Origin of the sequence: Vibrio nomapromontoriensis (assembly GCF_050337205.1) — a bacterium.
GTDB classification, from domain to species: Bacteria; Pseudomonadota; Gammaproteobacteria; order Enterobacterales; family Vibrionaceae; genus Vibrio; species Vibrio nomapromontoriensis.
Genome location: NZ_JAKJSS010000008.1, coordinates 479,188 through 491,723, shown reverse-complemented (window position 1 = coordinate 491,723; position 12,536 = coordinate 479,188). Strand labels below are relative to the sequence as shown.

Here is a 12,536-nt window from a genome sequence, read left to right as displayed (position 1 = left end):
GCAACAACATAATGATTTGTTGGGGGTTGGAGCATAAACCGTGATGATGAAGCCATCGCAAATCAAGATGTGCGTCTAAAACTGGCAAAGCCCAATGAGTAGCGTTAATGCTAAGCGGTGTAGCTTGCTTTTATCGCCAGTTAATTGGTTCAGGTAGTACTTGGTCATAGGGCGACTGTTGTTGTCAGTTTGTTGTGTGGTTAAATGTTTCATAGGAAGCTACCTTGTTATCAGTGGGGGGGTAATAAACTAACGCTGATTGCTATGTTGCTATTATCGTATTTATAAGGAATAAAAAAAGAGAGTGATTTTCTTTGTGTTTGTTCCGGTTATTGTAAATATCAGTCAATAATTCAAAATTTCGCCGACTTATACTAAAATAAGGAACAAACTTAGCTTGTTGTCGGTAGGTATCTTGGAATCATCAAACCTTTTTCGCTATTACTCTAGACTGTTAGATTATCCTCTTGGTCAAGAATGTAAGGTACTGTTGGCCGATGTTGCAGAGCATTTGTTCACCAGTCCTAGGCATGCCCGCACATTACTCAAGCAGATGACGGAGCTAGGCTGGGTTAACTGGCGACCACAGTCAGGTCGGAACCAACGCTCTACACTCGCACGCTTATACAGTACTGAAGAGGTAAAGAAGCAAGTTGCTAAGTCTTGGGTAACGGCGGGTAAATATGAAAAAGCTCTCGACTTTCTTGATGGCGACCAAGTGTTGTTTGGTACTTTGCTACAGCAAACCTCGGGAGCGGTATTAAAAGAAGGGCGAGTCAATGTTCAGCTTACTTATGATCGCTCTTTTGAACGTCTTGTTCCTCACAAGCCTCAGCGAAATAGTGAGCGTTTTCTCATTCGCCAGCTTTATTCGTGTTTGGTTTCGATGGGGAAAGACGGTAATTTGCTGCCTGAACTGGCCCATTATTGGCAAAGTGAGGACTCATTTCGTAGTTGGAGCTTTCATTTAAGACCGGGACTACAATTTGATAACGGTGACGCGATCACGGCTCAAGTGGTCTGTGACTTATTATTAATGTTGTCTAAGCTGCCTTTCTATAAGTATGAGTTGGATCATGTGATGTCCGTTGAGGTTGTTCATGATCTTAAGTTTGTGGTGACGCTAGCTCAACCAGACCGCGGCTTTTGTGCACTGTTAAGTGATCTGAAATATTCAATTCAACCTCCGCAACAGCTTAATGATGCTTGGAGCCTCACAAATAGAATAGTGGGTTCAGGGGTATTTTTATTACAAGAGCATACCGACCAGAAAGTGTCTCTATTAGCCAATGAACGCTATTTTTCATTACGAGCCTTAACGGATGAAGTGACGATCTGGTTGCTTAACAACAAGGCAGTGAATGATCCTTCCGTACTTTGTGAGCATGCATTGCTTGGCGGTAAAGTCATTAATACAGACTGTGGTAATACGGCGCCGGCTGCGCCGCTGATTGACGTTCATAGTAATAACTTGTTAGCACAAGACTCAATTCGAAGTAACTCAATGACGCCTACTCAGCATCAGAGCACTTTATCGCACCACGGTTCTCAAATACGTATCGAGGATGGGTGTTTGTTTTTGCTGTTTAATCAAAACAAACGAACTCAACGCCTGGGTGTAGAGCAGAGAAAGTGGTTGAGTGAATGTTTGCGAGGGGAAGCGATTTGGCAAGCTCTAGTGGAACTTCAAATGACATTTGGGGCACAGGTTGCGCATAATTTTTTCCCTTTCTGGCATCAGGTTAAGCGAATTCGCGCAATGCCTACCGATCTTCCATCCTCTCTCACTATCGCAGTTTATGATCATCGTGGATTAATTCGCTGTAGTCGAGCCATTCAGTTTATCCTTGCGAGCCTAAAGGTGACCGTCTCGATAACGGTTTTGCCGCATCGAGAGTTTCTAAAGCAGGCGAGAGAATGCGTGTTGGATTATGATTTGGTGTTAACCAACTTCAATTTGGATGACAATCGTCAAGTATCGGCGATGCTTGCGTTTGCAAGTGATCCGGTGATTGAATCGGTATTGAGTGAAGAATCGAATGGCTGGTTACGCGATCAACTTAATACAGTAAGGGAGTCTATTGTCGCTCGAGATTATCTTGAGCATTTAGAGCCTATTTGTTCTGCTTTAATCTATGAAAGTTACGTCAGCCCAATGTTTCATCATAGACAAACATTGAGCTTTCATGGCGTGATTAAAGGGGTCGAAATTACCACATGGGGATGGCCTCAATTGAGAGAGGTTTGGTCCGACGATTAAGTTTGCGTGGTGTCTTTATCATTGAGGCGTTGGGTAATAACTTTCTGATTTTCTGTGGTTGTTTCCAGTGCGCTTGCCGTCTTGTGAATGGCGCTCGCCATTTTAGATACATTTCTTGTGGCGAGTAAAATGGTGCCTTGCATTGGGCGTAAAATAAACCAGTAAGCGGCAATTAGCGCTAATACGATAGCGAGAACGACAACACCAAGCAGTAATAAAACATTAAAACGAACGTCATAGACAAAGTTTTTGGTACTTTTTGCTATCGAATTTTGTGACTGTTCCAGCGCGCCCGGTAAAGCAATCAAAGATGCTTTTGATAATTCAGTAAGTTCGTCAATATTTTCAATCGTATCAACAAGAACTTGTCGTTGCTCTTCATTTAAACTTTCATTCTTTGACAGTAACGTTAAAGATACCGCTAGGTTATCAATGGATTGACTCGATTGATTAATAGACGCTTCAATACCCTTGAGGTCAAGCATCATGGTTAGGTTGACGAGAGGTTGTCCCGTTTCTGAGTCTGGGGCTTGTGTGTTATCAGAACTGGTATTGGCCATGCACATGACTGGAAATAATAGACTTAAAAGCAGCGATTTGAGACTGAAGTTCAACATAATTCATCCTAAAAGGTGGAAGCGTAATCGACGCTTAAACTAGACTAAATAGCTCTGAGTTACCAATTATCCTTTTGTATCTAATTTGAAGTGGTATTAGCGATACTGTTTGTTTTCTTAGCGGTATTGTTGTGAGCGCACTTTACTGTATGAGACGAGTGCAATACCACCTAGAATCAATAGGGTAGCAATACAAGAATAGACCGTTATTTCCTCGTTGATAAATATCATCCCAAGCACTAATGCAATGATAGGGACCGTAAGCTGTAACAAGGAGGCTTGTAAAAGGTCGATTTTCGGCAGCAGTAAATACCAGAAATAGTAGCCAATAGCTGATGCACCGATACCAGAAAGTAACGCAAAGCTAACGCCTTGCGTTGTCAGGTGGAGTGGGGTCATGCTGAAGAGCGCGCTACTTAAGTAGAAGATCACCATTAAACTGGCACCGAATATAAAGCCCTGTTTGGTTGCAACTAGAGCTTGGTTGGTTTGCTTACCTAAAATTGTGAAGATCCCCCAACTTAACCCCGATAGTGACATTAATATCGCTGCCCCGAAATCAGGCTGCTGTTGAGAAGGCTGCATGAGCGTGACAAACCCCGCTATGGAAACCCCAATGCCAACCACTTCCATTTTTGAAATGACGTGGCCTGTTAATCGGTGATAACCAATGAGCGTTAGTTGAACCGTTCCGAAAAGAATCAGTGCACCAACGCCGGTATCTAATCGGTCATAGGCAAGAGAAAATAAGATAGCGTACCCCAAGAGTGACACACCTAAATAACAAGAGGGTAGAAATCCAAGTGAAGATGAGTCTGAGCGACGTGCTGATTTGAATGACAGCAGTGCAAGTAATGTTAACGTGATCGCGCCACTTAACAGGCGAATAAGCGTGTAGCTCATCGGGTCGATGACTTGGAACCCCAACGCATAACGTGCAAATAATGAATTGAGCGCAAAAGCCGTCATAGTGATGGTTGCCAGTAAATAATTTGAATTCATAATCTTAACCATCGTGTGCTTTATGTGGGGTATCGAGTGTCAGTGTGAAGAGCCTGCGTAGCTTTGATAGTAGCGTGTTGAGTCTGAGAGTGAAATCACATCTATGTTCTATCTTATTCCTCCGTGTTCCTTTTTAGCGTTATCGCTGCGTTAATGACTAAGGGTATGGTTTATGCCAATAAATTCCTTTCAATCCTAAGGGGTTATCCGTTAACCTGTTTTTGTTGCACATGACTTAACATTAGTTTTGCATGACTTAACATTAATAGGAAATCATTATGCAGGTACAAATAGTAGAAATAACGGAACCACATAATGACGCCGTTAGGGACATTATTAAGCGAGTCGGTGCTGAGTTTGGGGCGATCGGTGAGGGCTTTGGTCCTTCGGATGATGAAGTGAATGCTATGAGCGCTCACTATAGTACTGGTTTAAGAAGCCTATATTTGATCGCATTACTTGACGGTAAAGTGGTTGGTGGCTGTGGAGTTGCCCCTTTGGGTCGCGAATCTAACGTTTGTGAGTTAAAAAAATTATTCTTACTCCCTGAAAGCCGGGGTAATGGGATTGGTAAGGCGCTGACGACCCAATGCTTATCTTTTGCTAAAGAGCAGGGCTTTACCTCGTGTTATTTAGATACGCTAGCTGGGATGAAGTCAGCGATTCACCTATATGAATCGGTGGGTTTTCAGCATTTAGATAAGCCTTATCCGGGTACGCTGCATAACGGTTGTGATGTTTGGATGACGAAGTCTTTACTTTAACCAAGCTTACGATTGGTGAGGCCGACTGTATGCAAGGTAAGTCATTTTGGGCTAAGTGTAAAATCATGCGCTGTAAACGATCGGTTTCAAAGGATAATTGCGCGAACCATTAGCTTTTACGTAGCATAGATTGCAATTTGTTTACATTTTATTAGTATGTAATCAATGGATATGACAATAGTTAAGCAGTAGGTACTATTAAATGGATTTTAAAATAGCAGAATATTCTGATTATAAACGTATCGCTCAGTTGCATGCTGAAAGTTGGCAATTGAGTTATAAAGGGATGATGCGACAATCGTATCTTGATGAACAAGCCTTGGACGATAAGCTGTTGATTTGGCAAGCGAGACTGTTAAACCCACCATTCAGCCAACACGTTATTTTGGCGGAGGAGCAGGGGGAGTTATTAGGTTTTATCTGCCTATTCGGTAATCACAGCGCCGAGTTCGGTACTATTATTGACAATTTGCATGTGTCTTCTTCGGCGCAAAGGCGAGGGGTCGGTCAGACTTTGCTGTCGCAAGCGATGGAGTGGGCTGGAAAATACTACCCTGACAATGGCGTGTTTTTAGAAGTGCTTGCAGATAATAAAGATGCGGTACACTTTTATGAATCTGTTGGTGGTGTAAGAGCATTAAGTCAACGAGGAGACTCACCTTGCGGGAAAAAAGTTGATGAGTTTGTTTATACATGGCCAACGCCACAGGAGTTAGCCACGGTATCGAGGTAATGGATTCGCGCACCTATTAGTGACGCTGTCACTTTATGGCTCGTGTTATCTTAGAAGAACCAAACGCAAAGAGGCCAGCATTATGCTGGCCTCTTTGCGTTTGGTTTTCTCAATTGATGACAGATAGTCTGCTATTTACGCTGATGGTGAGAGGTGAGCGAACGAATCATGTCGACCTCTTCCTCACTCAACAGTTCGCGACTTCGTTTTGTAGTCGTCATCGCTTCTATAAAGCGTTTCACTTCAAGTAACTGAGCGTTATTTAGGTCATGCACTGTCGTTACGATTTCCTTTTCTAGAGTTCTTTCCATAACGTTATGCCTCCAATCAACTAGCTTCTATGTTTTAAACTAGTTCAATCTCGGCTAATATCAAGAAGTTATTAAGAGACATGTTGCTTATGCGTTGAAATGGCGACGTGTTAGCAAGAGGCGTCTCAGTAGGAGTATAGCGACGTGTTGCCATGTCGTATTATCGAGGTTTAAATTGAACCCAGATTAGTCAGTGACTTACAATTATAGAACTATTAGTTAACACTATTGCAGCAATGTTTCTTATTGTTTCATTAGTCTACACCGTGATCTCAATCACTGAATTTATTTTTCCTGATAAAAAGTTCCCATCAATTACATTAAAAAATATCTTTTATGCTAAACATATATTTATTTATATATAACTAATTGATATATAACGATATTGGCATTTATCTAAAAGCGTGATTTAGATAGGCATTTTTAAATTATTAGGATTGTCGATATTCTTTTTTTTAGTGAAACTTTACCTCGTTCATTGGATATATAACTTTTAAGCATCTTAATTATTCCCTTTGTAAATGAGTGGCTCATAGAAGCTAACCAAACAAAGTCGGATGTATAGAGCTGAACAATAAAAACAAAACTTATTACATTTCTCGGGGTTCATAATGAAAAACACATTTAAGCTTTCGCTTGCTGCAATCTTAGTGTCAACAGCAATGGGTGCCAATGCTGGAATCAGCATTGTTGATAATGAAACAGGTAACTTCTCAATCGGCGGTGACGTTGAATTCGATTTCAACTTCCAAGATCGTGATTCTCAAACAGCGAAAGAGTTTGACCAAACAGGGCGTATCCTTCTTGAATTTGCAGGAGAGCGATACACACAAAACGGCCACGTTTTACAAGTTAACGTGCAACCGTTAATGGAAAGCAGCGGTAACGTTGCGCTAGATGATGCATGGTTTGCGTTCGGCGCTCAAGAGGGCTGGAATCTACGTATGGGTCGCTTCGAAGCATTCGATATGTTCCCGGTAGGTCAAGATACGTTCCTTGAGTACTCTGGTGATACAGCAAACGATCTTGTTCAAGATGGTTCTGCGTACGTATACCAAATGAAAGAAGGTCGTGGTCGTGGTTCTAGCGGTCAGCTAATGTATAGTCAATCATTTGACAACCTTTATGTTGAAGTTGCTTCAATGATAGGCGAGCGAGATGTGCTATTTGGCACTACCGGTAACGTAGGTCAACGTCAGTACCACGGAAAGGATGTTAAGAGCACGAAAGACGCAGTATTATTACGTCCGGTAGTCGGCTACCAAATGGGTGGTTTCGGAATTGCTGCCTCAATGGAAGCAAACCTAGTTAAAGATGCGGTAGTTGTGGATGGCGTTAATGGTGAAGTTGATATCTCAGACCGTAAAGGTTATGGCTTAACGGCGAACTACTCAACAACAGATTGGAACTTGATTGCTAACTTCGCGTACATGGATGCAGTCGATGAAAACAACATGTCTGTTGGTGTCAACGCACTATACAAAGGCTTTGGTCTTGGCTTTATCCACGCCGCTAACGAATATGAGAATAAAGAAGTATCTACTAGCTACGCTTCGGGTGATGTGAACGTGAATACTTGGTATGCATCTTATGAGTTTGCTGATGTTCTAACGGTTGATGATTTCTCAATCTACCTAGGCGCATACTATACAACAGTAGATGACAAAACTGATACGACACAAACAGTGTCAACGAACTTTGCTGAAGATGACGACAAAGGTGTGCGTGTTCGTTTCAAATACTTCTTCTAAGCGCATCGCTTAAACGTATAGAATCAAAACACTGCTAATAAATGTAGAGAAACGGAGCTGAGAGGCTCCGTTTTTTTATGTCTGGCATAAAGGAAAACAATGATCGTCACTTTGGGTATCTAGCATAGTGTTTATGAATGCGCCTTATTGCACTGCGTGTAGCAGGATTACAGTGAGGCTGCTGCTTTGATGCTCTCAGGGTAGATGCGTAGCCGTCGCTTATCTGTGGCCCAGTCGTAATTGAGTGGGCTGACATCATCACGTGCGAATCACACACCATGAGGGTTGGCTTAATAAGGCAAAGTGACGGATGAAGATAGAAAGTCGAGAAGGTAAAGATGCGTTGCAATAAAAAAGGCTCGCCGAAAGCGAGCCTTTGATTGAATTATTTATGATTAGAAAATCAGGTGAGCAACACCAGCAATCACAGGTAGCGTAATCAGTGTACGCAAGATGAAAATAGCGAACAGTTCGATAATATTAACTGGGATACGGCTTCCTAACAGCAGAGCACCGACTTCAGACATGTAAATAAGCTGCGTAACCGACATTGCTGCAATGACGAAACGAGTCATTTCGTTGTCAATGGAAGCGGCAAGAATCGACGGGATGAACATGTCAGCAAAACCAACAACAATCGTCTTCGATGCTGCCACTGCCTCTGGAACGCCCAATAACTCAAGGTATGGGATGAACGGAGTGCCTAATACTTCAAACACGGTTGTGTATTCCGCAATAACCAGAGCAACGGTACCCAGACCCATGACCACAGGAAGCACACCAAAGACCATGTCGACGGCATTCTTGATACCTTCACCAAATACTGACTTAGCAGAAGTAACAGTGCCTGCGCGTCTAAGCGCCATATCCAACCCCCAAGAGAAGGTGGACATGCCTGCAGGGGTGACTTCTGCATCGGCAGCAGGTTTGGTGCCATCAATAAATACGTCTTTCTTATTTCTAAGTGGTGGAAGGCGAGGAATAATGATGGCAGCAACGATACCCGCTAAGCAAATAGCGCCATAAAATGGTAAGAATAAGTGTTCCAATTCAACCTGAGCAATAACCACAAGGCTAAACGTAATCGACACCGCCGAGAAGGTAGTACCAATCACAGCCGCTTCGCGCATGGTGTAAAATTTGGCTTCGTATTGCTTACTGGTTAATAGAATACCGACGCTGCCGTCTCCAAGCCAAGACGCCATACAGTCAATCGCGCCACGGCCAGGTAAGTTGAATATCGGGCGCATAATTTTACTTAATAGCGCGCCAAACAGCTCTAATAGACCGAAGTTGAGCAGCAATGGAAGGAGTAATCCAGCAAAGATGAATACCGAAAACAGTGTTGGTAATAAGCCCTCTAAGACCAATCCACCAGTGTTCTCTTCCCAAATGGCTTCAGGACCAAATTGAAAGTAAGTCATGACGGCTGCAAGGCCGCCAATAAGTCTTACCGCTAACCACATTGGACTTGGGTTAAATAGGCCATTTAGGAAATCGTTATTGTTGATAAAAGCAGGCTTAAAAATGCGAGTTAAAATAGACGCTGCTGCCATCAAAGCAATAATTGCGGTGACAAGAGGGACGATAATGTCGCCAACTGCTGCTTGTAGAGATTTAGCTAAAACGGCGACAGGAATCGTCAAACCACCATCGTAGCTAATAGGTGCCATGAACAGGAATAAACCCACTAATGACGGGATGAAAAACATCCAGAAATTGCCTTTTTTGCCTGTCTCAGGGACAGGTTGAGCGCTATTTTGCATTTTTATCTCGTGTTACAACTAGTTAATATCAGCGGTTCCATCGCTTGATTATTCACTAAACATCCATATTTGCTCAAGTGGGGCAAAGATTACTTTTTTTTGCGCGCCGAAGCAATACTATTCATCAATGAAGACTAAATATTCACAATTTACGTAAACTTTGCCCTGCTTTATTCATCCTTGGTGTTAGCGATGGTTACAGTATAGTGGCTAAGAGAAGGTTTGAGTGTGCGGTTTAACTCGCTACACTATAGAATCTAAAGCAAAGGTGGTACCGAAGACATAGGGTATCGAAATGGAATTGTTTCAAAATATGGAATCAGAGCTAAACCAGTATGAAAAGAAAAAAGTTGCCTATCCCGCTCATTTTATTGGTGCCAATTGTCTTGTTGCTTATTGTTGTCATTGCAGGGGTTTATCGATTCTCGTTAACGGATGAAGAGATCTTAGCCAAATTTCCCTCACAGCAAATGCAAAGTGATGAGGTGGTAAATCAAATTCTAGGACTATCTACGCCAAACCCTTGGACGCTTCAGGTGCCAGATACCAGCGCGTTTTCTTTACTGACTGATATCGACGAGGTTAAGCAAGTCGCATCGGGACGATACGATAACGGCATGGAGCGCGGTCATGTTTACCTGTTGTATCAATTTAAACAAGAGCAAATGGAAAAAGGTGTGTTGTCCAAAGTCATTGTTCCTTTTGCGGTTAGTAATCAAGGGTCTGGTGTGTTTTATTACCTAGGATTGTTTGATTGGGATACGGCAAGACAAAGGATCATTCTTGTAGACTCTGTATTGCTTGGTGACAGAGTGCAGGTGTCTATGGTGGACTGGAAACATCACATTGAAGTGCGTTTTAAACAGCATGCAGCAGGGCAGGCGATGAGTGACAGCCCGCAGAAAGAGGTTACGCTAACGTGTGAAACTGCAAAAATCAATCAGCTAAACTGCCAATAATTCCCTTGTGTTATTGGGCTATTTGATAATTTTCTCGTGCTCTCAGTGTTGTGAATGTGAGTTTAATTGAATAGTATGCATCTAGATGTTGTTAATTTTTGTATAAATGGAGCTTGCGATGATCAATAAGCGTTTTTTTAAAACGAAAGATGAAGTAGAGGTAACGTTCGAACTCGATGCAGCGAATGTTGATAGTGTGGTATTGATGGCAGAGTTTCATGATTGGCAGCCAATTCAAATGAAGAAAGTCGCCAAATCTAAGTCGTTTAAATACCGTACTCGACTGCCAAAAGGTGCGGAGTATCAATTCCGTTATCTGGTTAATGATACGGAGTGGGTGAACGATGCCGAAGCGGACCACTATGTGCCGAATGGTTTCGGCGCTGACAACTGTATTGTTAGAACGGCTTAAGTTAGAACTGCCTAATTGAAATGGTACCATATTGATGAAAAGCGAAGCTCATAGCTTCGCTTTTTTACATTCCAATCACATGTTTTACGTTTTCTTTCCCTAACGATTGATGCAATTGACATCAGAAAAGTTTACTCTATTAGCCTTCTTATGAGCTGCATTGGAACCATTGTGCAATCAAATCAAATACCGGGCGAACCAAGTGCGGCAAGCACTCAGGCTCGTAACTCAAAATTAAAAAGAAGCATTGCTTTCACTGTGCCATTTTTGGCAGCCTTTGCTTTTTTACACAGTCTGCCTGACTCTACGTTAAAAGGAACTGTTGACTTAGATCTGAATGACTCTCCTATTGTCGAGGCGTTATCAGCCAATAAAGCCGTAGAGGTTCAGCCTCCTAAATACGCTTATACAGTTCAATCTGGAGACAGCTTAAGCCAAATTTTTGATCAGCTTGGTTTCCCTTACAGAGATATGATGTCTGTAATGGAAACAGACCTGAACTTCTTGGTGCTAGATACGCTGCGTCCTGGCGATAAAATTCGCTTTTGGCAGGATGAGGAAACTCAAGCTCTGACGAAGTTAGAATTAGGTCGTAATGTCGCGGAAAAAGCCGTTTATCATCGATTAGATGATGGCAGTTTTGAATTCGAAGACATTTCAATTCCTGGCGTTTGGAAAAGTGCTGCGCTTGTTGGTGAGATTAATGGCAGTTTTTCGGCTTCTGCTAATAAACTTGGTCTTGGTCCAAATGAAATTAGCCAAGTCGTTACCTTGTTAAAAGATAAGATTAATTTTGCTCGAGACTTGCGTGCTGGCGATCAATTTGAAGTCGTCAAAAGTAGTCAAACGGTAGAGGGTGTACCAACGGGAAACTCTGAAATTCAAGCGATTAAGATTTTCAACCGTGGCGCTATGTACTCGGCTTATTTGCACTCGAATGGTCAGTACTACGATGCCGCAGGTGAAAGTCTGCAGCGTGCGTTTATGCGCTACCCAGTAAAAAACACCCGAATTACGTCGGGTTTTAACCCTAACCGCCGTCACCCGGTGACAGGACGAGTTTCGCCTCATAATGGTACCGATTTTGGCGTGCGTACTGGTACTCCTGTGTTAACCACAGGGGACGGCGTTGTTGCCATGGTGAGGAATCACCCTTATGCGGGTAAGTATGTGGTTGTTGACCATGGTGGTCCATATAAAACCCGTTATCTACATTTAAGTAAAATATTGGTGAAAAAGGGACAGAAAATTACCCGTGGGCAACGCATTGGGTTATCTGGTGCTACTGGGCGTGTAACGGGTCCCCATTTGCATTATGAGCTAATCGTTCGTGGTAGACCGGTTAACGCTATGCGTGCAAACATTCCTATGGCAGACTCTGTGCCAAAGAGCGAGCTTAAGCAATTTATCGCCCGTCGAGATGAGCTGGATGCGATGCTTAAGAAACAAGAAATGAAAGTTGCGAGCTTATAATCGCAACCACAATATGGTGACACAAATGCAACAAGATGAATTCGAAAAGTTGGTAAAAGAGCTGTGTTTATTTAAAGCACTACCTGATGCGTTAAACGCACTAAAAGCATGTGATGATGCAGACGTTGCAGAAGCGGCAGAAAGCCTAACGGGTCAGTTTGCTTTGGCGGATGTTGATGGTGAACAACGTATCTATCATGTGTCTGTTCGAACCAATGATGCTGGTGAAGATGAAGAGTATGTCGAGCACATCATGAACGAAGGGGATGACGTCATTAAATTTGTCGCTTGGTTCTTTGATGCTCTTTTTGACTTAAAGCAAAGCGACACGTACAAAGCGGCCGGCAAAACCTATATGCAACCTAAACGTTCATAGGTCATTTGCTTTCGCAAAAACCGACAAAAACACAAAATAAAGACTAAATAGAAACGGCGCTCTATAATGAGCGCCGTTTTTTATCTTTTATTCATCATGACTAGCTGTGCAA

General features: G+C 42.5%; 13 protein-coding genes. 8 read left to right on the top strand and 5 right to left on the bottom strand.

What is annotated here, in order from left to right:
* Positions 1-75: 75 nt before the first annotated feature.
* The gene (locus L4D05_RS09970; RefSeq protein WP_428751549.1) at positions 76-213 is read right to left on the bottom strand and encodes a hypothetical protein; all 138 of its coding nucleotides are present in this window, start codon (positions 211-213) and stop codon (positions 76-78) included.
* A 202-nt stretch (positions 214-415) separates the two neighbouring features.
* On the opposite strand from L4D05_RS09970, the gene L4D05_RS09965 reads away from it, so the two are divergent.
* The gene (locus L4D05_RS09965; protein WP_428793846.1) at positions 416-2,260 is read left to right on the top strand and encodes an SgrR family transcriptional regulator; all 1,845 of its coding nucleotides are present in this window, start codon (positions 416-418) and stop codon (positions 2,258-2,260) included.
* Here L4D05_RS09965 and L4D05_RS09960 read toward each other — a convergent pair.
* Both L4D05_RS09960 and L4D05_RS09955 read right to left on the bottom strand, forming a co-directional pair.
* Positions 2,257-2,877: a hypothetical protein gene (locus L4D05_RS09960; protein WP_428793845.1), complete on the bottom strand. Its 621-nt coding sequence runs from the start codon at positions 2,875-2,877 to the stop codon at positions 2,257-2,259. The genes L4D05_RS09965 and L4D05_RS09960 overlap by 4 nt on opposite strands.
* A gap of 117 nt (positions 2,878-2,994) precedes the next feature.
* The gene (locus L4D05_RS09955; RefSeq protein WP_428793844.1) at positions 2,995-3,879 is read right to left on the bottom strand and encodes a DMT family transporter; all 885 of its coding nucleotides are present in this window, start codon (positions 3,877-3,879) and stop codon (positions 2,995-2,997) included.
* Positions 3,880-4,157: 278 nt separating this feature from the next.
* Between L4D05_RS09955 and L4D05_RS09950 the strand changes: the two genes are divergently transcribed.
* Both L4D05_RS09950 and L4D05_RS09945 read left to right on the top strand, forming a co-directional pair.
* Positions 4,158-4,643, top strand: coding sequence for a GNAT family N-acetyltransferase (locus L4D05_RS09950; RefSeq protein ID WP_428793843.1), 486 nt, complete (start codon positions 4,158-4,160; stop codon positions 4,641-4,643).
* A gap of 202 nt (positions 4,644-4,845) precedes the next feature.
* The gene (locus L4D05_RS09945) at positions 4,846-5,376 is read left to right on the top strand and encodes a GNAT family N-acetyltransferase (RefSeq protein ID WP_428793842.1); all 531 of its coding nucleotides are present in this window, start codon (positions 4,846-4,848) and stop codon (positions 5,374-5,376) included.
* Positions 5,377-5,507: 131 nt separating this feature from the next.
* Here the strand turns inward: L4D05_RS09945 and L4D05_RS09940 are convergent, their stop codons facing one another.
* On the bottom strand, positions 5,508-5,687 hold the full coding sequence (locus L4D05_RS09940) for a hypothetical protein (protein WP_428793841.1): 180 nt from the start codon (positions 5,685-5,687) through the stop codon (positions 5,508-5,510).
* A 611-nt stretch (positions 5,688-6,298) separates the two neighbouring features.
* On the opposite strand from L4D05_RS09940, the gene L4D05_RS09935 reads away from it, so the two are divergent.
* Positions 6,299-7,438, top strand: a complete 1,140-nt coding sequence (locus L4D05_RS09935; RefSeq protein ID WP_428793840.1) for a carbohydrate porin — start codon at positions 6,299-6,301, stop codon at positions 7,436-7,438.
* Between the two features lie 395 nt (positions 7,439-7,833).
* On the opposite strand, the gene L4D05_RS09930 is transcribed toward L4D05_RS09935, so the two are convergent.
* A complete protein-coding gene (locus tag L4D05_RS09930) occupies positions 7,834-9,204 on the bottom strand; it encodes a YjiH family protein (RefSeq protein WP_428793839.1) in 1,371 nt (456 codons plus the stop codon).
* 335 nt (positions 9,205-9,539) lie between these two features.
* On the opposite strand from L4D05_RS09930, the gene L4D05_RS09925 reads away from it, so the two are divergent.
* The 4 genes from L4D05_RS09925 to L4D05_RS09910 all read left to right on the top strand — a co-directional run bounded on the left by L4D05_RS09925 (position 9,540) and on the right by L4D05_RS09910 (position 12,424).
* The gene (locus tag L4D05_RS09925) at positions 9,540-10,163 is read left to right on the top strand and encodes a hypothetical protein (RefSeq protein ID WP_428793838.1); all 624 of its coding nucleotides are present in this window, start codon (positions 9,540-9,542) and stop codon (positions 10,161-10,163) included.
* Between the two features lie 118 nt (positions 10,164-10,281).
* A complete protein-coding gene (locus tag L4D05_RS09920) occupies positions 10,282-10,575 on the top strand; it encodes an isoamylase early set domain-containing protein (protein WP_265677750.1) in 294 nt (97 codons plus the stop codon).
* A 150-nt stretch (positions 10,576-10,725) separates the two neighbouring features.
* Positions 10,726-12,048 carry a peptidoglycan DD-metalloendopeptidase family protein gene (locus tag L4D05_RS09915; RefSeq protein ID WP_428793837.1) on the top strand — a complete coding sequence of 441 codons (1,323 nt, stop codon included), beginning with the start codon at positions 10,726-10,728 and terminating at the stop codon, positions 12,046-12,048.
* A 25-nt stretch (positions 12,049-12,073) separates the two neighbouring features.
* On the top strand, positions 12,074-12,424 hold the full coding sequence (locus tag L4D05_RS09910) for a hypothetical protein (protein ID WP_428793836.1): 351 nt from the start codon (positions 12,074-12,076) through the stop codon (positions 12,422-12,424).
* Positions 12,425-12,536 lie beyond the last annotated feature (112 nt).

Coding starts and splice junctions, on each gene's coding strand:
- L4D05_RS09955 (WP_428793844.1), bottom strand. CDS start 3,879: ATGAATTCAAATTATTTACTGGCAACCATCACTATGACGGCTTTTGCG.
- L4D05_RS09970 (WP_428751549.1), bottom strand. CDS start 213: ATGAAACATTTAACCACACAACAAACTGACAACAACAGTCGCCCTATG.
- L4D05_RS09950 (WP_428793843.1), top strand. CDS start 4,158: ATGCAGGTACAAATAGTAGAAATAACGGAACCACATAATGACGCCGTT.
- L4D05_RS09910 (WP_428793836.1), top strand. CDS start 12,074: ATGCAACAAGATGAATTCGAAAAGTTGGTAAAAGAGCTGTGTTTATTT.
- L4D05_RS09925 (WP_428793838.1), top strand. CDS start 9,540: ATGAAAAGAAAAAAGTTGCCTATCCCGCTCATTTTATTGGTGCCAATT.
- L4D05_RS09930 (WP_428793839.1), bottom strand. CDS start 9,204: ATGCAAAATAGCGCTCAACCTGTCCCTGAGACAGGCAAAAAAGGCAAT.
- L4D05_RS09915 (WP_428793837.1), top strand. CDS start 10,726: ATGAGCTGCATTGGAACCATTGTGCAATCAAATCAAATACCGGGCGAA.
- L4D05_RS09960 (WP_428793845.1), bottom strand. CDS start 2,877: ATGTTGAACTTCAGTCTCAAATCGCTGCTTTTAAGTCTATTATTTCCA.
- L4D05_RS09920 (WP_265677750.1), top strand. CDS start 10,282: ATGATCAATAAGCGTTTTTTTAAAACGAAAGATGAAGTAGAGGTAACG.
- L4D05_RS09940 (WP_428793841.1), bottom strand. CDS start 5,687: ATGGAAAGAACTCTAGAAAAGGAAATCGTAACGACAGTGCATGACCTA.
- L4D05_RS09945 (WP_428793842.1), top strand. CDS start 4,846: ATGGATTTTAAAATAGCAGAATATTCTGATTATAAACGTATCGCTCAG.
- L4D05_RS09935 (WP_428793840.1), top strand. CDS start 6,299: ATGAAAAACACATTTAAGCTTTCGCTTGCTGCAATCTTAGTGTCAACA.